We start from the raw sequence: 15,985 nt of genomic DNA, 5'->3' as shown, positions 1-15,985 counted from the left end.
CGTCGGGTCAGCAGATGCGCGGTAGTTGTTCGCCCAGTTCACGTTCGATAACCCGGGTGGTGCCGAACGAAGTGCGCCCAACCGCCATACCGGGATGTTCGGCGACGACCCGGCCGATGACTGCGGCGCCGACCCCGTCCGGCCGGGCTCTCATCGCCGCCAATACTGCCTCGGTGACCGCCGGGTCCACGAACGCCACCAGCTTGCCCTCATTGGCCACCTGAAGCGGATCCAGGCCCAAGAACCCGCATGCCGACGCCACCGCCTCCGGCACCGGGATCGCTGCTTCGTCGAGCGCGATCCCGACCCGCGCCGCCCTGGCGATCTCGACCACCGCGGCGACCAGGCCGCCGCGGGTCGGATCGCGCAGGGCATGGATACCGCCGGTGGGCGCATCCGCGGCCAGCATTGCGGCGACCAACCGGTGCAGCGGTGCGCTGTCAGTGGTGACGACGGTGCCGAAATCAATACCCGCGCGCACACTCATGATCGCCACGCCGTGCTCACCGACGGCGCCGGAAACAATGATGTCGTCACCGACGCATGCCCGCTCGGGTCCGATGTCCACCCCGGCCGGGATCACCCCCACTCCGGCCGTGTTCACGAAGAGCTGGTCCGCGCTGCCCTTGCCGACCACCTTGGTGTCGCCCGTGACGATCCCGACCCCGGCATGGTCGGCCGCCTTGCCCATCGACTGGGCGATCCGGCCGAGCACTTCGAGTTCGAGGCCCTCTTCGAGGATGAAGCCGGCCGTCAGACCCAGCGGCTGGGCGCCGCTCATGGCGAGGTCGTTGATGGTTCCGTTGACGGCCAGGTCGCCGATGTTGCCGCCGGGAAAGAACAACGGCTGCACCACATATGAGTCCGTGGAGACCGCGATCCGGCCGGCGGGCACGGTCAGCACCGCCGAATCGCGCGACGGTCCCCGGGCGCCGAACGCACGCAGGAAGAGGTTCTCGATCAGCTCCTCGGACAAAATGCCGCCGCCACCGTGGCCCATCACGATGCGTGTGGTCTCCCGCAGGGGAAGTGGGCACACCCAGTCCGCCGGATCAATCGCGGTCACTTCAGACATGGGCAAGATCCAGCCTGCGGAACTGGTAGTACGCCGCGCACGCCCCTTCACTGGACACCATCGTCGCGCCCAGCGGCGTGCGAGGAGTGCAGGATTTCCCGAAAGCCGGGCACTCATTAGGTTTCAGGAGGCCCTGCAACACCTCACCACTGTGACATTCGGCGGATTCTGCGACCTGCAGGTGGCCGACCCCGAACTTCTTCTCGGCGTCGAACTCCGCGTAGCGCGGTGACAGCGTCCAGCCCGATTTTTCGATCATGCCGATACCGCGCCACGATCGGTCGGTGACCACAAAGACGTCGTGCAACGTCTGCTGGGCCACCAGATTCCCGGCCGCGGTGACCGCCCGGGGGTAGGCGTTACGCAGTTCGGCCTTACCGTCTTCGAGCAGGTCGACGAGCTGGCGGACTCCTTCGAGCAGGTCGAGCGGCTCGAAGCCCGACACCACGATCGGGATGCCGAACTCCGCAACGAGCGGCCCGTATTCGGAGGTGCCCATCACGGTGCACACGTGCCCCGCGCCGAGGAAACCCTGGACCCGGTTGGTCGGCGAGGACAAGATGGCCGTCATCGCCGGCGGCACCAGCACATGCGATACCAGCAGCGAGAAGTTCGTCAGCCCCAGCCGTTGGGCATGCACCACCGACATGGCGTTGGCCGGGGCGGTGGTCTCGAAGCCCACCCCGAAGAACACCACATCCTTATCCGGGTTCTCCGCCGCGATCTGCGTGGCGTCCAACGGCGAGTACACGATCCGCACATCCCCGCCGCGGGCACGCACGCTGAACAGGTCCTCGTGACTGCCCGGTACGCGCAACATATCGCCGAATGAGCAGAAGATGACGTTCTCGCGCCCGGCGATCTCGAGGGCCCTGTCGATCAATTCCAGGGGCGTCACGCACACCGGGCAACCCGGGCCGTGGATGAACTCGACGGCGTCGCCCAGTAGTTGGTCGATACCGTTACGGATGATCGAATGAGTCTGTCCACCGCAGACTTCCATGATCGTCCAGGTACGGCTGGCTCGGCGCTTGATGTGGTCGACGAGCGCCCGGGCCGCAACGGGGTCACGGAATTCATCGAGGTACTTCACGCCGGCTCCCGACGTTCTCCGGTCTGCGCCGAAGGCTGGACACCCGCGAGTTCGTCTTCAAGGATGCCGAGTTCGGCGAACATGTTCAGGGTGTTGTTGGCGGATTCCTCATCGAGCCGGTTCAGGGCGAATCCGGCGTGCACGATGGTGTACTCCCCGATCTGCAGGTCGGGCAGGTAAGCGAGGCAGACCTTCTTGGTGGTACCACCGAAATCCACCGTGGCCATCCTGGTACCCGACTCCTCCCAGATTTCGACTATCTTGCCGGGGATTCCGAGGCACATATGCCACTTCCTTCTGTCGAGGATCGCCTGTCTGCGGCCGCGACGGCGGCCTGGCCCAGGGCCAGGCCGCCGTCATTACACGGCACGACACTGTGGGTGAGCACTTCGAAGCCACGATCGGCCAGACCGTTTCGAATGCCTTCGAGCAAAAGACGATTGGCGAAGACCCCACCCGTCAGCCCGATGGTGGGGATCGCGGCGGCCAGCGCGCGCTCGGCGGCCACTGCCACGGTGGCCCTGATCACGGCCTGATGGAACGCCCACGCCAACTCCGGCACAGCCGCACCCGCACGTATCCCGTCGACCAATCCGATGATCGCCGGCGTCGGGTCCATGACACCGTCGCGGATCTCGAAATCCACGGCCCGCGCTCCCGGCCCGCCCGCGCGCGCGAAGTGCTCCAGCTCGATGGCGGCCTGGCCTTCGTAGGTGACCTGTTGGCAGACGCCCAGCAGGCTGGACACGCCGTCGAACAGCCGCCCCATGCTGGTCGTCGCGACGCACCCGATCCCACGTGGAATCTGCTGGGCCAGTACGTGTCGGCCGGTCTCGCCCACGGCCGAGACCGGAGGCAGGTCCGTATCCCACCGGACACCCGCCCGGTGCAGGAGGTCGAGTGCGATCCGGGCGGGCTGGTGTACGGCACCGTCACCGCCGGGCAACGCGAAGGGTGCCAGATGTCCCACCCGGGTGAATCCGCATGCACCCGAGAGCGCCAGAACTTCACCGCCCCAGATGGTGCCGTCGGGGCCGTAGCCGGTTCCGTCGTAGGTGACCGCGAGCATCGGGCTGCCGAGGCGGGCGTGCTCGGCCAGCAGCGACATCGCGTGGGCATGATGATGCTGCACATAACTGATCGGTCCACCCCGGCGTTGCGCCCAGCGAGTGGTCGCATATCCGGGGTGCATATCGCAGACGATGCGCCCGTGGCGCCGGTCCGTCATGCGCGCCAGGTGCTCGAGCGTCGCCGAGAAGCAGGACTGCGTGCGCGGGTCTGCCATATCCCCCAGGTGCGATGACAGGTGTGCATGTCCATCGGACCCCAGCAGGCAGAAGGTCGTCTTGAGATCGCCGCCCGTCGCCAGGATGACGGGTCCGTCGGCAACCGGAACCGACACCGGCAGTGGCGCGTATCCCCGAGACCGGCGCAAGGGCAGCGTGGCGCCCCGATCGTCGACGGTCAGCACCGAGTCCTCACACGCAACGTGAATGGGCCGGTCGTGGGACAGCACGCCGTCGGCAAGCCCGGTGATCCAACTCAGGTCGCCGTCCCGGAAGACGATCGGTGACCCACCCGCGTTGGCAGAGGTCATCACCAATGGTGTCGTGCCCAATCGCTCGAAGAGCAGGTGATGGATCGGCGAGTAGGCCAGCATCACCCCGATATCGCGCAGGCCGGGCGCCACCAGCGAACAGACGCCGGCACCGGATCGGGGCACCAGCACGATCGGCGCCGCAGCGGACGACAACAGCCGCGCCGAGGCATCGGAGATCTCCGCGATGCCACGGGCGGCTTCGAGATCGGGTGTCATCACCGCGAACGGCTTGGCCGGCCGCGATTTTCGCCGTCGCAGCTCGGCGATGGCCGTAGTCGAGTCGGCCCGGCACGCCAGGTGGTAGCCGCCGATCCCCTTCACCGCGACGATCCCGCCGGTGTCGATCATCGCGACGGCCGCGCCGATAGGGTCCGCATCGCCATCCGGCCCCGACCACTGCAGTACCGGGCCGCAGTCGGGACATGCGATGGTCTGAGCATGGAATCGGCGATCCCTGGGATCTCGGTACTCAGCGGCACACCGGGCGCACATCGCGAACTGCGCCATCGTGGTGGCGGGCCGGTCGTAGGGCAGGTCGGTGATGACGGTGTAGCGCGGGCCGCAGTTGGTGCAGGTGATGAACGGGTGCCGGTAGCGCCGGTCGGTGGGGTCGCGCATCTCGCGCAGACAATCGGCGCAGCTGGCGATATCGGGGGGCACGAGGGTGCGGCCCGACCCAGCCGGAGTGCTGTCGATGATGCGGAAGTCACCGGCACCGGTCGGCGCGAGGACTGTCCGCACGATGCTGTCGATGCGCGCCATCGGTGGCGGCGCGCGGCGGATATCCTCCACGGCGCCGTCGACGTCGACGTCGGCACCCTCGAATTCGCAGTGCACCGAGCCGGAGTCGTTGTACACGAATCCGGTCACACCGCGCGCGTCGGCGATCCGCGCCACAGCGGGACGAAACCCGACACCTTGGACTACGCCGGTGATGTCGACCCTCGTCCGCACCGTCGCGACGGGCGACGGTAGAACACGCTTCATGGGCCTCCCGAACAGAGCAAGCCGATCGCGCCATTGGGCTGTCGGCGCGCACCGGCCTCCCAAGGCTAGACCCGTTTCCTGATGCCGGTTCGGCTATCGGTCCATCCGAATGAGGATTAAAGTGCGCAGTATCAACGACGAACCCAGACCGATAGCGCCTCGCTGTGCATGAGCTGTCACTGTGCCAAGCAATAGCCGGTGTCGTGAAATCCCACGCCGCCGGCCGGCGCGTGAGCGTCGTGCGGGTTCAGGTCGGTGCCCTCCGTCAGGTCGTACCCGATGCGCTGGCGTTCTGCTGGACCCTGCTGCGCGACTTCGAGGACCTGGCCGAGGCCGAGCTGGAACTGGACCTGGTGGTCGCCGAGGTGTCATGCCGAGCGTGTGGGGCGGGTTCGCAGATCGCATCGCGGTTCTCTGTCGCATGCCCGCAGTGCGGCAGCGCCGACGTCGACGTGGTGCACGGCCACGAGTTTCTGGTCACATCGATCGAGATCGGCGATCTACCTGCTGTCAGATCAACGGAAGGTGTTCAAAATGGGTAGATTCCACCGTCACGACGACGGCACGGTGCACAGCCACGAGGCCGGCCACGACCATGGTGACCACAGCGGGTACGACACCGGGTCGCAGCGTATCGACGTGCTGGAGTCGATCTTCGCCGAGAACGACGTGCGGGCCGATATCAATCGGGCCGCCTTCGAGACCAACGGCGTCCGCGCGCTCAACCTGATGAGTTCACCGGGGTCCGGCAAGACCACGGTGCTCGCGGCCACGCTCGACGAGCTCCGCGGCGATATCTCAGTCGGTGTGATCGAGGGCGATATCGCCACCGACCTCGACGCCGCCAAACTTGCCGGCCGCGGAGCACAGGTGTCGCTTCTGAACACCAGCAACGGTTTCGGCGGCGAATGCCATCTGGATGCACCGATGGTGAACCGGGCGTTGGCCGGACTCGACCTGGCCGCCCTCGACCTCGTGATCGTCGAGAATGTCGGAAACCTGGTCTGCCCGGCCGAATTCGACGTCGGCGAGCATGCCAAGGTGATGGTGTACTCGCTCACCGAAGGTGAGGACAAGCCGCTGAAATATCCGGTCATGTTCCGCTCGGTGGACGTGGTACTGCTCAACAAGATCGATCTCGAACCGCATCTGGATGCCGATGTCGCGACCTACATCGACCACGTGCATCAGGTGAACCCGCACGCATTGGTGCTTCCGCTGAGCGCGCGCACCGGGGCGGGCATGTCGGCCTGGTTTGACTGGCTGCGCGAATTCGCCTGCCATGCCGCCGAACCCACCATCGCGCCCTCGGTCCGCCTAGAGCGGTGACGCGCCCCGCAGATGCTCGAAGATCAACGAGGTCTGCGTACCGGCCACATCGGCATCGGCATTGAGGTTCTCCACCACGAACGCGCGCAGATCATCGGTGTCCCGCGCGGCCACATGCAGGATGAAATCGTCCCCACCGGCCAGGAAGTACACGTCCATGACCTGGGGCCGCTTGCGGATGTTGGCGATGAAGTCCCGGATTCGCCCGCGCGCGTTGGACTGCAGGCTCACCGAGATCATGGCCTGCATCGTCAGCCCCACCGCCGCCGGATCGATATCGGTATAGAACCCGCGGATCACCCCGATGTCCTGCAGGCGGCGTAGCCGGCCATGACAGGTCGACGGGGCGATGCCGACGATATCGGCCAGCGCGCTGTTGGAGATGCGGGCGTCGGCGTGCAGGGCCAGCAGCATGCGCCGGTCGATATCGTCGAGCTCCGCCGGCCGAACATCCTTCGGCGCGGGCGCCAGACGCGCACGCGGTGATGCTGATTGTTCACGCATGACGGCATCTTAGCGAATTAACGTCGTAGTCATTGCTGTTGGGTCGAAGGTTCTTCACAATTGGACGCAGCATCCACCGTATCCACGGTATCCACCGTCTCTACCGGTTCACACAGGAGCATGAAATGCGCGTCGGCATCCCGACCGAGATCAAGAACAACGAGTTCCGCGTCGCCATCACCCCGGCCGGCGTGGCCGAACTGACCCGCCGTGGCCACGAGGTCCTCATCCAGGCCGGCGCGGGTGAGGGTTCGGCACTGTCCGACAGCGACTACAAGGCCGTCGGCGCCCAGATCGTCGCCACCGCCGATGAGGTGTGGGCCGAGGCCGACCTGCTGCTGAAGGTCAAGGAACCCATCGAGGCCGAGTACTCGCGCCTGCGCAAGGGCCAGACCCTGTTCACCTACCTGCACCTGGCCGCGTCCAGGCCGTGCACCGATGCCCTGCTGGCCTCGGGTACCACCTCGATCGCGTACGAGACCGTGCAGACCGCCGACAATGCGCTGCCACTGCTGGCCCCCATGAGCGAGGTCGCGGGCCGGCTGGCCGCCCAGGTCGGCGCTTACCACCTGATGCGCACCCAGGGCGGTCGCGGCGTCCTGATGGGTGGTGTCCCCGGTGTCGCCCCCGCCAAGGTCGTCGTCATCGGCGGCGGTATGGCCGGTGACAACGCAGCCGCCGTGGCCTGGGGTATGGGCGCGCACGTCACCGTGTTCGACCTCAACGTCAACACCCTGCGCAAGATCGATGCCGAGTACGGCGGCGCCATCGAAACCCGCTACTCCTCGAGCCTGGACCTCGAAGATGCGGTCAAGCAAGCCGATCTGGTCATCGGCGCGGTCCTGGTGCCCGGCGCCAAGGCGCCCAAGCTGGTCACCAATGCGACTGTCGCCCAGATGAAGTCCGGTGCAGTCCTGGTCGACATCGCGATCGACCAGGGTGGCTGCTTCGAGGATTCCCGGCCCACCACCCACGACGACCCGACCTTCGCGGTGCACGACACGGTGTTCTACTGCGTGGCCAACATGCCGGGCGCGGTGCCGCGGACGTCGACCTACGCGCTCACCAACGCCACCATGCCGTACGTGCTCAAGCTCGCCGACAAGGGGTGGCAGGCTGCGTGCGCCGCGGATGCCGCACTGGCCAAGGGACTCTCGACACACGAGGGCGCACTGCTCAACGAGCACGTCGCCAACGACCTCGACCTGGCGTTCACCGACCCGTCGACCGTCCTGATCTGATACCTCACCCCCACCATCGCCCGGCTGGATCTCTCCGGCCGGGCGATGTGTATGTCACGGGTGATTCGGATCCAGCAGGTAGGGCAGCACCAGGGTGGTGAGCTCACCGATCAGCGGTCGCAGGGCGTCGGCCTTGGGATCGTCGGCGGCGGAACGCGTCATGATCGCCAACAGCACGCGCTGGCCCTCGGGTCCGAACGCGACACCGACGTCATTGGTGCTGCCGTAGTCGCCGCTGCCCGTCTTGTCCGCCGTCGTCCAGCCCGTCGGCAGACCGGCTCGCATGCTGGATGTCTGATTGGCCCGCATCCACTGCTCCAGCAGCAGCCGTTGCGGTGGAGCCAGCACATCCCCGGTCAGCAGCGCGCGATACCCGCCGGCCAGGGCCGCCGGCGTGCTGGTATCACGGGGGTCGCCCGGGATCGCCGAGTTCAGCTCCGTCTCCCAACGGTCCAGGCGGGTGCGGTCGTCGCCGACGCTGCGGGCGAACGCCGTGATCGCGGGCGGGCCGCCGAGGCGCCTCAGCAACAGGTTGGCGGCCGTATTGTCGCTGCGCTGCAACGCCGCCTGACACAACTCGGCCAGCGTCATCTGACTGCCCGCCCTGGGCCCGGTCACCGGCGAGTTCGCGACCACTGCACTCGGGTCGACGAACTCCGTTGCCTCTAAAGATAATTCACCACGGCCGACCTGCTCAAGCACCCGACCGGCGGCATAGGCCTTGAAGGTCGAGCACATCGCGAACATCTGGTCGGGCCGATGCGCCACCGTCCCCGGGGAATTCAGGTTCACGGCCGACAGACCCACGACGGCATTGTGCCTGCGCTCCAACGCACCGATCTGCTGGTCGAGCGGTGGCAGCGGTTCGGCGGGGTCGGCGTGCACGCGTTCGGCACTGCACGCGGCCACCGCGAAGGTCAGGCCGCCGATCAGGACAGTTCGCCGGGACAACCGCATGTCCCGACTGTACCCATCAGCCCGCGATATGACGAAGACGTTGCGGTAGTGAGCGTTTCGACTTGTACGGCCCCAAGACCGCGGCACCGAGCGGTTTGCTCAGCAGTTTGCGTGCCACCGCGTTCACCTCGTCGAGGGTGACAGCATCGATCTGTTCCAGGGTCTGGGCGATGGTGCGGTGTGCGCCGTAGTTGAGCTCGCTGCGGCCCATCCGGTGCATCCGCGACCCCGAATCCTCTAGGCCCAGCACCAGGCCACCCCGCAACGAGCCCTTGGCAATCCGGCATTCGGCTTCGGTGAGGCCGTCGCGGGCCACCTCGTCGAGCACGTCGGTGGCCAGCCGCACCACCTCGTCGAAGCGTTCCGGCAGGCAGGCCGCGTACACCGACAGCGCACCGGCGTCGGAGAACATGTCGATGGTCGAATACACCGAGTAGGCCAGTCCCCGGGACTCCCGGATCTGCTGGAACAGACGGGAACTCAGACCACCACCGAGCGCGGTGTTGAGTACCGACATGGCCCAGCGGTGTTCCCAGTACCGTCCGGGTGTACGCACACCGGCGAGCACGTGGCTCTGTTCGCCGTCGCGGTTGACCACCAGCAGACCGGGCCGTCCGGGCACCCGCCCGGCACCCTTGCGGGGCGGGAGCGGGGTGCGCCCGCGGACCAGATGCGGGCCGAAATACTCGCGCGCCAGGGCGACGACCTGCTTGTGGTCGACATTGCCGGCCACCGCGAGCACCATGCGTTCCGGCGTGTACCGGCGCACATGGAACGAGTGCAGCTGGGTGCGGGTCATCGCCTCGATGGACTCCGCGCTGCCGATCACCGGGCGCCCGACGGGGTGATCGCCGAACATCGCTGTCAGGAACACGTCACCGAGGGTGTCCTCGGGATCGTCGTCGCGCATGGCGATCTCTTCGAGCACGACATCGCGTTCGACTTCGACATCCTCGGCGGCACAACGGCCGCGCAGCACGACGTCGGCCACCAGGTCGACGGCGAGCTCCAGATCGGCGTCCAACACGTGGGCGTAGTAGCAGGTGTGCTCACGCGCGGTGAACGCGTTGAGCTCGCCGCCCACCGCGTCCATCGACTGGGCGATATGAACCGCCGAGCGCGTGGGTGTCGACTTGAACAGCAGATGTTCGAGGAAGTGCGCGGCGCCGGCCACCGACGGACCCTCGTCGCGCGATCCGACGTTGACCCACACCCCCACCGACGCGGAATGCACCGACGGGATGTACTCGGTGACCACCCGCAACCCTCCGGGCAGTGCGGTGACCCGCACTGCCTCGGAGGTGTCTGCGCCGCGACTTCCGCGGCGTAATGCGGGTTTAGGCGTCAGCGGTCGCGGCATCTGTGGCTACGGGCTCCGCCGAATCATCTCCGGTGGCCTCGCCCTCTTCGGCGACCAGCACCAGCGAGATCTTGCCGCGGTTGTCGATATCGGCGATCTCCACCCGGAGCTTGTCACCGACCTTGACGACATCCTCGACCTTGGCGATGCGCTTGCCGCGGCCCAGCTTGCTGATGTGCACCAGCCCGTCACGGCCCGGCAGCAGCGACACGAACGCACCGAAATCGGTGGTCTTGACGACGGTGCCGAGGAACCGCTCCCCGACCTTGGGCAGCTGCGGGTTGGCGATCGCGTTGATCATGTCGATCGCGGCCTGGGCCGCCTCGCCGTTGGAGGCGCCGACGAACACGGTGCCGTCGTCCTCGATGGAGATCGACGCACCCGTCTGCTCGGTGATCGAGTTGATCATCTTGCCCTTGGGCCCGATGACCTCGCCGATCTTGTCGACCGGCACCTTGATCGTGGTGATCCGCGGTGCGTACGGGCTCATCTCGTCGGGCTCGTCGATAGCCTCGGCCATCACGTCGAGGATGGTCAGGCGCGCGTCCTTGGCCTGGGCCAGCGCACCGGCGAGCACCTTGGACGGAATGCCGTCGAGCTTGGTGTCGAGCTGCAGCGCGGTGACGAAGTCCTTGGTGCCGGCGCACTTGAAGTCCATGTCGCCGAACGCATCCTCGGCGCCGAGGATATCGGTGAGCGTGACGTAGCGGGTCTCCCCGTCGACCTCGTCCGAGACCAGCCCCATAGCAATGCCTGCTACCGGCGCTTTCAGCGGCACACCGGCGTTGAGCAGCGACATGGTCGAAGCACACACCGAGCCCATCGAGGTGGAACCGTTGGAGCCCAACGCTTCTGACACCTGGCGGATGGCGTAGGGGAACTCCTCGACCGAGGGCAGCACGGGCATCAGGGCCCGCTCGGCCAGCGCGCCGTGGCCGATCTCGCGGCGCTTGGGCGAACCGACGCGACCGGTCTCACCGGTCGAATACGGCGGGAAGTTGTAGTGGTGCATGTAGCGCTTGGAGGTCTCCGGTCCCAGCGAGTCGATCTGCTGGGCCATCTTGACCATGTCGAGGGTGGTCACACCCATGATCTGAGTCTCGCCGCGCTCGAACAGTGCGCTGCCGTGCGCCCGCGGGATGATGGCGACCTCGGCGCTCAGGGCGCGGATATCGGTGACACCGCGACCGTCGATGCGGAAGTGGTCGGTCAGGATGCGCTGGCGCACAAGCTTCTTGGTCAGCGATCGGTAGGCGGCACCGATCTCCTTCTCACGGCCCTCGAACTGGCCGGCCAGGCGCTCGAGCACCTCACCCTTGATCTCATCGGTGCGCTCATCGCGCTCGGCCTTGCCGGCGATGGTCAGCGCCTGCGACAGCGCCTCGGTGGCCACCGCGGCGACCTGGCCGTAGACGTCGTCCTGGTACTCGGGGAACAGCGGGTACTCCGCGGTTTCCTTGCCGGCGGCCGCGTGCAGTTCCTCCTGCGCGGTGCACAGCGCGGCGATGAACGGCTTGGCGGCCTCCAGGCCCTCGGCCACCACGGCCTCGGTCGGCGCACCCGCGCCACCGGCGACCAGCTCGATGACCTTCTCGGTCGCCTCGGCCTCGACCATCATGATCGCGACATCGTCGCCCGCCTTACGGCCGGCGACGACCATGTCGAACACCGCACCCTCGAGCTGCTCGACGGTCGGGAAAGCGACCCACTGGCCGTCGATCAGGGCCACGCGCACGCCACCGACCGGGCCGGCGAACGGCAGGCCGGAGATCTGGGTGGACGCCGAGGCGGCGTTGATGGCGAGCACGTCGTACAGATCCTTGGGATCCAGGCTCAGGATGGTGACGACGACCTGGATCTCGTTGCGCAGGCCGGACACGAACGTCGGGCGCAGCGGGCGGTCGATCAGGCGACAGGTCAGGATCGCGTCGGTCGACGGGCGGCCCTCGCGGCGGAAGAACGAACCGGGGATGCGACCCGCGGCGTACATCCGCTCTTCGACGTCGATGGTCAGCGGGAAGAAGTCGAAATGGTCCTTCGGGGACTTGCTGGCGGTGGTCGCGCTCAGCAGCATCGTGTCGTCATCGAGGTAGGCGACGACGGAACCGGCGGCCTGGCGGGCCAGCCGGCCGGTCTCGAAGCGGATGGTGCGGGTGCCGAAGCTCCCGTTGTCGATGACGGCGGTGGATTCAAACACGCCTTCGTCGGTTTCAACTGCAGACATAGGTGTCCGTACAGCCTCTCTTGGTCAGGTATTCAACTGTTTCGCGCGTCAGCGAACGTGAGACCCGTCCCGGATACGGCTACGGCCGTCGATCGAAGCGGCCGGGATGAACTCCCGGCAGCCACTACCGAAGACCGCCCGATACCTCGAACGGTGCGGTGACGCACAGGAACGGTGCGCGCGGAAACACGCGAACCGCACCAAGTGTCAGGGCCCAGTGGCCTAAAACACCCCCATGTTACACCGGGACGACACGGCCATTGGCAAGCAGTGTCACGAGACGTCCTCGACGCACACGGTGAACTCGCGCTGGTCGTACGGGTAGCCCAGGCCACTCCCGCACTGATCGACATTGGCCACCCCTTGCAGGATCTGCGTGGCGCGCTGGCGATGCGGCTGGGTGCTGTCGCCACAATCCACCCGGATGGGGTCGCGGCCGTGCTCCGGATCGATGCTCATGCAACCGCCGGGCACCCAGTCGATATCCATACAGGTGGTGCCGCCACCGTCACCGAAGGTGCTGTGCATGGAGTAGTACGAGTCGGCATCGGTCGGACACTCGTCGCCGGTGGCGACGGTGGCGATGACCTTGTAGTTCGACTCGGCGCTTCCGCACTGCGCCTTGATGGCCTCCGGGCGGTCCGGCGGACCGCCCACTTTCAGGCAGTCCCCGGTCCGCAGATCCGCGGCAGCAGCCGACGAACAGCCGGTGGTGAGTCCCCCCACGAGAAAACAGAACGCGGCCAGCACGGCCGCGGCCCGCCGCGTCAGCGACGCAGACCGAGGCGCTCGATCAGCGACCGGTAGCGCTCGACGTCGACCTGCGCGACGTACTTGAGCAGCCGGCGCCGACGACCCACCAGCAGCAGCAGCCCCCGCCGCGAGTGGTGGTCGTGCTTGTGCATCTTCAGGTGTTCGGTCAGATCGGAGATCCGCTTGGTCAGCAGGGCCACCTGAGCCTCCGGCGAGCCGGTGTCGGTGTCATGCAGGCCGTACTGGCCGAGGATTTCCTTCTTCTGTTCGGCAGTGAGCGCCACGAAACAACTCCATCAAAAAGGTCCGCGAGGATTATCTGAGGCACGGCCGCCGCGAACTGCAGCACGCGCTGGGTCGCCGCGAAGTCTAGCAGCACCTCACTGCGCAGCGAGAATCGTGCGCGCCTTGGCGGTATCGCCTTGCATGGCGACCACCAGGTCGTCGACCGAGTCGAACTTCTCCTGGCCACGGATGCGCGCCACGAAATCGACGGCGACGTGCTGGCCGTACAGGTCTGCCTCGGTGTCCAGCACGAAAGCCTCGACCGTGCGGGTGCGCCCGGAGAAGGTCGGGTTGGTGCCTACCGACACCGCCGCCTGGTAGCGCTGTCCGGGTGTGACGGTGCCGACCACCGGGCCGTGCCCGAGCACGGTGAACCACGCCGCGTAGACCCCGTCGGCGGGGATGGCCGAATGCATGGGTGGCGCGACATTGGCGGTCGGGAAGCCGAGCACGCGGCCGCGCCCGTCACCGCGCACCACCACACCCTCGACCCGGTGCGGCCGGCCCAGCGCCTCGGCGGCGGCGACCACGTCACCGGCATCGACGCAGGACCGGATATAGGTCGACGAGAACGTCACGGTCTCGTCCCGCAGCAGTACCCCGTCGCTTCGCTCGCCCAGACCGGGTTCGGCCACTTCGGACACCAGGGTCATCCCTTCGACAGCGAAGCCGAAACGCTCACCGGCCTTGCGCAGCAGGTTCACATTGCCCGCCGCCTTCTTGCCGAAGGTGAAGTTCTCCCCCACCACCACCTCGACGGCATGCAGGCTTTCCACGAGCAGCTCGTGGATGTAGCGCTCCGGGGTCAGTTTCATGAAATCCGCGGTGAACGGCATCACCAGGAAGACGTCGATACCGGTCTCCTCGACCAGTTCGGCGCGCCGGGTCAAGGTGGTCAGCTGCGCCGGATGGCTACCGGGAAAGACCACTTCCATCGGATGCGGGTCGAAGGTCATGAGCACGGTCGGCACACCGCGCGAGCGCCCGGATTTCACCGCATGATTGATCAATTCGGCGTGTCCGCGATGAACACCGTCGAACACCCCGATGGTCACGACACATCGTCCCCAGTCTGTGGGGATGTCTTCCCGGCCCCGCCACCGTTGCACAACGCAAGCCTACGGCGCGCACGCCTCGCCGTCTGCTCCGGATCCCCGGATCAGGTGATGATTGCCTAAACTTTCTCGGTGTGAGGTCCACGTGAGTCCCAACGGCAACCCGCACGACCTGACGACGGTTGCGCAGGACTACCTGAAAGTCATCTGGACCGCGCAGGAGTGGTCCAGGGAAAAGGTGAGCACCAAGCTGCTCGCCGAACGGATCGGCGTGTCGGCGAGCACGGCGTCCGAATCGATCCGCAAGCTCGCCGATCAGGGCCTCGTCGATCACGAGAAGTACGGCGCGGTGACACTGACCGACGCCGGCCGGCGTGCCGCGCTGGCGATGGTGCGCCGACACCGATTGATGGAGACGTTCTTGGTGCGCGAACTCGGCTACGGCTGGGACGAGGTGCACGACGAGGCCGAGATCCTCGAGCACGCGGTCTCCGACCGCATGCTGGACCGCATCGACGCCAAGCTGGGCTTCCCCACCCGTGATCCACACGGAGATCCGATCCCGGCCGCCGACGGCAGGGTGCCCACACCGCCGGCCCGCCAGTTGTCGGCATGCAACGACGGCGATACGGGGACCGTGGCACGCATCTCCGATGCCGACCCGGAGATGCTGCGCTACTTCGACAGTGTGGGCATCAGCCTGGACTCGCGGTTACGCGTGCTGGCCCGGCGTGACTTCGCCGGCATGATCTCGGTGGGTATCGAAGGCGACGGCACCGAGGACGACGCTCAAACTACCGTCGACTTGGGAAGCCCTGCGGCACAGGCGATTTGGGTTGTCCCCTAGCGAGCTCGATGACCCGGTCGGCTAACGCACCAGGCGCAACTTCGGGCGCGCCGACGCAGCGCGGGCCTGCACTTCGCGGGCGCGCATGTCCAGCCCGGCCAGGCTGTCGACCAGCCGGCAGACGCCGTCGGCCTCGACGGCCTCCAGCAGCGCCGGACTCAGCAGCGCGGCGCTGAACTGTCCGCTGGCGGTGATCCACGACCCCGAACCCGCGGGTGACACGCGGAACATCAACCGCACCGACAGTCCCTCGGCGCCGGTAGCGGCCAATTCGATTCGGGTGCCCTCGTCGACCGACTCGACAACCCAGTCCAGGGTGTTGGTGACGCCCAGCATGCGCAGCTTGGCGCTGAGCCGGGTACCCGCGGCGACGGTGGCAGGCGGCTGCGTGACCCAGCTGTCGTGCACGGCGAACCACTGACCCCAGGTGCGGGGGTCCGTGAGTACCTGCCACACCGCTGCCGGGGAAGCGGACAGATGCTGCGATGCATCGATATAGCCGACGGGCGCTTCACGTTCGCGGTGCGGGAAGATCCGTGCGCGGTCTCGTCGCGACACAAGGCGCCGTCCATCGCTGTGGTCCGCGGCGTATCCGAACCACTCGGAGGGATGAGCGGGCAGCTGCATCGTCATATCTTGAACAACGCAACCCGCACGACCGCGGTTCCCGTGAAT

At 66.9% G+C, this 15,985-nt stretch carries 16 protein-coding genes; 4 read left to right on the top strand and 12 right to left on the bottom strand.

What is annotated here, in order from left to right; all coding sequences use genetic code 11:
* Positions 1–7: 7 nt before the first annotated feature.
* The 4 genes from hypE to hypF are packed head-to-tail and all read right to left on the bottom strand — an operon-like array spanning position 8 to position 4,755.
* The gene (gene hypE, locus FHU31_RS12435) at positions 8–1,075 is read right to left on the bottom strand and encodes a hydrogenase expression/formation protein HypE (RefSeq protein WP_167158664.1); all 1,068 of its coding nucleotides are present in this window, start codon (positions 1,073–1,075) and stop codon (positions 8–10) included.
* The gene (gene hypD / locus FHU31_RS12430) at positions 1,068–2,168 is read right to left on the bottom strand and encodes a hydrogenase formation protein HypD (RefSeq protein ID WP_167158662.1); all 1,101 of its coding nucleotides are present in this window, start codon (positions 2,166–2,168) and stop codon (positions 1,068–1,070) included. Before hypD ends, hypE begins: the two co-directional genes overlap by 8 nt.
* A complete protein-coding gene (locus FHU31_RS12425) occupies positions 2,165–2,452 on the bottom strand; it encodes a HypC/HybG/HupF family hydrogenase formation chaperone (RefSeq protein WP_167158661.1) in 288 nt (95 codons plus the stop codon). The genes hypD and FHU31_RS12425 overlap by 4 nt, the downstream gene beginning before the upstream one ends.
* Positions 2,425–4,755, bottom strand: a complete 2,331-nt coding sequence (gene hypF / locus FHU31_RS12420) for a carbamoyltransferase HypF (protein ID WP_167158659.1) — start codon at positions 4,753–4,755, stop codon at positions 2,425–2,427. Before hypF ends, FHU31_RS12425 begins: the two co-directional genes overlap by 28 nt.
* A gap of 164 nt (positions 4,756–4,919) precedes the next feature.
* Here hypF and FHU31_RS12415 point away from each other — a divergent pair, with 164 nt between their 5' ends.
* A complete protein-coding gene (locus tag FHU31_RS12415; protein WP_167158657.1) occupies positions 4,920–5,297 on the top strand; it encodes a hydrogenase maturation nickel metallochaperone HypA in 378 nt (125 codons plus the stop codon).
* Positions 5,290–6,084 carry a hydrogenase nickel incorporation protein HypB gene (gene hypB / locus FHU31_RS12410; RefSeq protein ID WP_167158655.1) on the top strand — a complete coding sequence of 265 codons (795 nt, stop codon included), beginning with the start codon at positions 5,290–5,292 and terminating at the stop codon, positions 6,082–6,084. The genes FHU31_RS12415 and hypB overlap by 8 nt, the downstream gene beginning before the upstream one ends.
* Here hypB and aldR read toward each other — a convergent pair.
* Positions 6,073–6,588: an HTH-type transcriptional regulator AldR gene (gene aldR / locus FHU31_RS12405; protein WP_167158653.1), complete on the bottom strand. Its 516-nt coding sequence runs from the start codon at positions 6,586–6,588 to the stop codon at positions 6,073–6,075. The genes hypB and aldR overlap by 12 nt on opposite strands.
* A gap of 125 nt (positions 6,589–6,713) precedes the next feature.
* On the opposite strand from aldR, the gene ald reads away from it, so the two are divergent.
* Complete coding sequence (gene ald / locus FHU31_RS12400) at positions 6,714–7,829, top strand: alanine dehydrogenase (protein WP_167158651.1); 1,116 nt, start codon at positions 6,714–6,716, stop codon at positions 7,827–7,829.
* A 54-nt stretch (positions 7,830–7,883) separates the two neighbouring features.
* Here the strand turns inward: ald and bla are convergent, their stop codons facing one another.
* From bla to FHU31_RS12370, 6 genes are all read right to left on the bottom strand, one after another.
* The gene (gene bla / locus FHU31_RS12395) at positions 7,884–8,786 is read right to left on the bottom strand and encodes a class A beta-lactamase (protein WP_167158649.1); all 903 of its coding nucleotides are present in this window, start codon (positions 8,784–8,786) and stop codon (positions 7,884–7,886) included.
* A 16-nt stretch (positions 8,787–8,802) separates the two neighbouring features.
* Positions 8,803–10,146: a M16 family metallopeptidase gene (locus tag FHU31_RS12390; RefSeq protein ID WP_167158647.1), complete on the bottom strand. Its 1,344-nt coding sequence runs from the start codon at positions 10,144–10,146 to the stop codon at positions 8,803–8,805.
* Positions 10,124–12,370, bottom strand: a complete 2,247-nt coding sequence (locus FHU31_RS12385; protein WP_167158646.1) for a polyribonucleotide nucleotidyltransferase — start codon at positions 12,368–12,370, stop codon at positions 10,124–10,126. The genes FHU31_RS12390 and FHU31_RS12385 overlap by 23 nt, the downstream gene beginning before the upstream one ends.
* A gap of 273 nt (positions 12,371–12,643) precedes the next feature.
* Entirely contained in the window at positions 12,644–13,141 is a 498-nt protein-coding gene (gene lppU / locus FHU31_RS12380) for an LppU family putative lipoprotein (protein WP_420372086.1), read from the bottom strand.
* Entirely contained in the window at positions 13,138–13,407 is a 270-nt protein-coding gene (gene rpsO / locus FHU31_RS12375; RefSeq protein ID WP_090356648.1) for a 30S ribosomal protein S15, read from the bottom strand. The genes lppU and rpsO overlap by 4 nt, the downstream gene beginning before the upstream one ends.
* A 96-nt stretch (positions 13,408–13,503) precedes the next feature.
* Complete coding sequence (locus tag FHU31_RS12370; protein ID WP_090356650.1) at positions 13,504–14,517, bottom strand: bifunctional riboflavin kinase/FAD synthetase; 1,014 nt, start codon at positions 14,515–14,517, stop codon at positions 13,504–13,506.
* A 91-nt stretch (positions 14,518–14,608) separates the two neighbouring features.
* Here FHU31_RS12370 and mntR point away from each other — a divergent pair, with 91 nt between their 5' ends.
* A complete protein-coding gene (gene mntR / locus FHU31_RS12365; protein WP_167158642.1) occupies positions 14,609–15,310 on the top strand; it encodes a manganese-binding transcriptional regulator MntR in 702 nt (233 codons plus the stop codon).
* A 21-nt stretch (positions 15,311–15,331) separates the two neighbouring features.
* Here mntR and FHU31_RS12360 read toward each other — a convergent pair whose 3' ends face one another.
* Positions 15,332–15,937 (bottom strand): type II toxin-antitoxin system Rv0910 family toxin, encoded by a 606-nt coding sequence (locus tag FHU31_RS12360; RefSeq protein WP_167158640.1) that lies wholly within the window; start codon positions 15,935–15,937, stop codon positions 15,332–15,334.
* Positions 15,938–15,985 lie beyond the last annotated feature (48 nt).

This window comes from Mycolicibacterium fluoranthenivorans, from assembly GCF_011758805.1.
In the GTDB taxonomy this organism is placed as follows: domain Bacteria; phylum Actinomycetota; class Actinomycetes; order Mycobacteriales; family Mycobacteriaceae; genus Mycobacterium; species Mycobacterium fluoranthenivorans.
This window is presented reverse-complemented; position numbering and strand designations above follow the sequence as displayed.

Excerpts from the sequence above, each read along its gene's own strand:
- hypE (WP_167158664.1), bottom strand. The coding sequence starts at position 1,075 with ATGTCTGAAGTGACCGCGATTGATCCGGCGGACTGGGTGTGCCCACTT.
- FHU31_RS12425 (WP_167158661.1), bottom strand. The coding sequence starts at position 2,452 with ATGTGCCTCGGAATCCCCGGCAAGATAGTCGAAATCTGGGAGGAGTCG.
- hypF (WP_167158659.1), bottom strand. The coding sequence starts at position 4,755 with ATGAAGCGTGTTCTACCGTCGCCCGTCGCGACGGTGCGGACGAGGGTC.
- hypB (WP_167158655.1), top strand. The coding sequence starts at position 5,290 with ATGGGTAGATTCCACCGTCACGACGACGGCACGGTGCACAGCCACGAG.
- aldR (WP_167158653.1), bottom strand. The coding sequence starts at position 6,588 with ATGCGTGAACAATCAGCATCACCGCGTGCGCGTCTGGCGCCCGCGCCG.
- ald (WP_167158651.1), top strand. The coding sequence starts at position 6,714 with ATGCGCGTCGGCATCCCGACCGAGATCAAGAACAACGAGTTCCGCGTC.
- bla (WP_167158649.1), bottom strand. The coding sequence starts at position 8,786 with ATGCGGTTGTCCCGGCGAACTGTCCTGATCGGCGGCCTGACCTTCGCG.
- FHU31_RS12390 (WP_167158647.1), bottom strand. The coding sequence starts at position 10,146 with ATGCCGCGACCGCTGACGCCTAAACCCGCATTACGCCGCGGAAGTCGC.
- FHU31_RS12385 (WP_167158646.1), bottom strand. The coding sequence starts at position 12,370 with ATGTCTGCAGTTGAAACCGACGAAGGCGTGTTTGAATCCACCGCCGTC.
- FHU31_RS12360 (WP_167158640.1), bottom strand. The coding sequence starts at position 15,937 with ATGCAGCTGCCCGCTCATCCCTCCGAGTGGTTCGGATACGCCGCGGAC.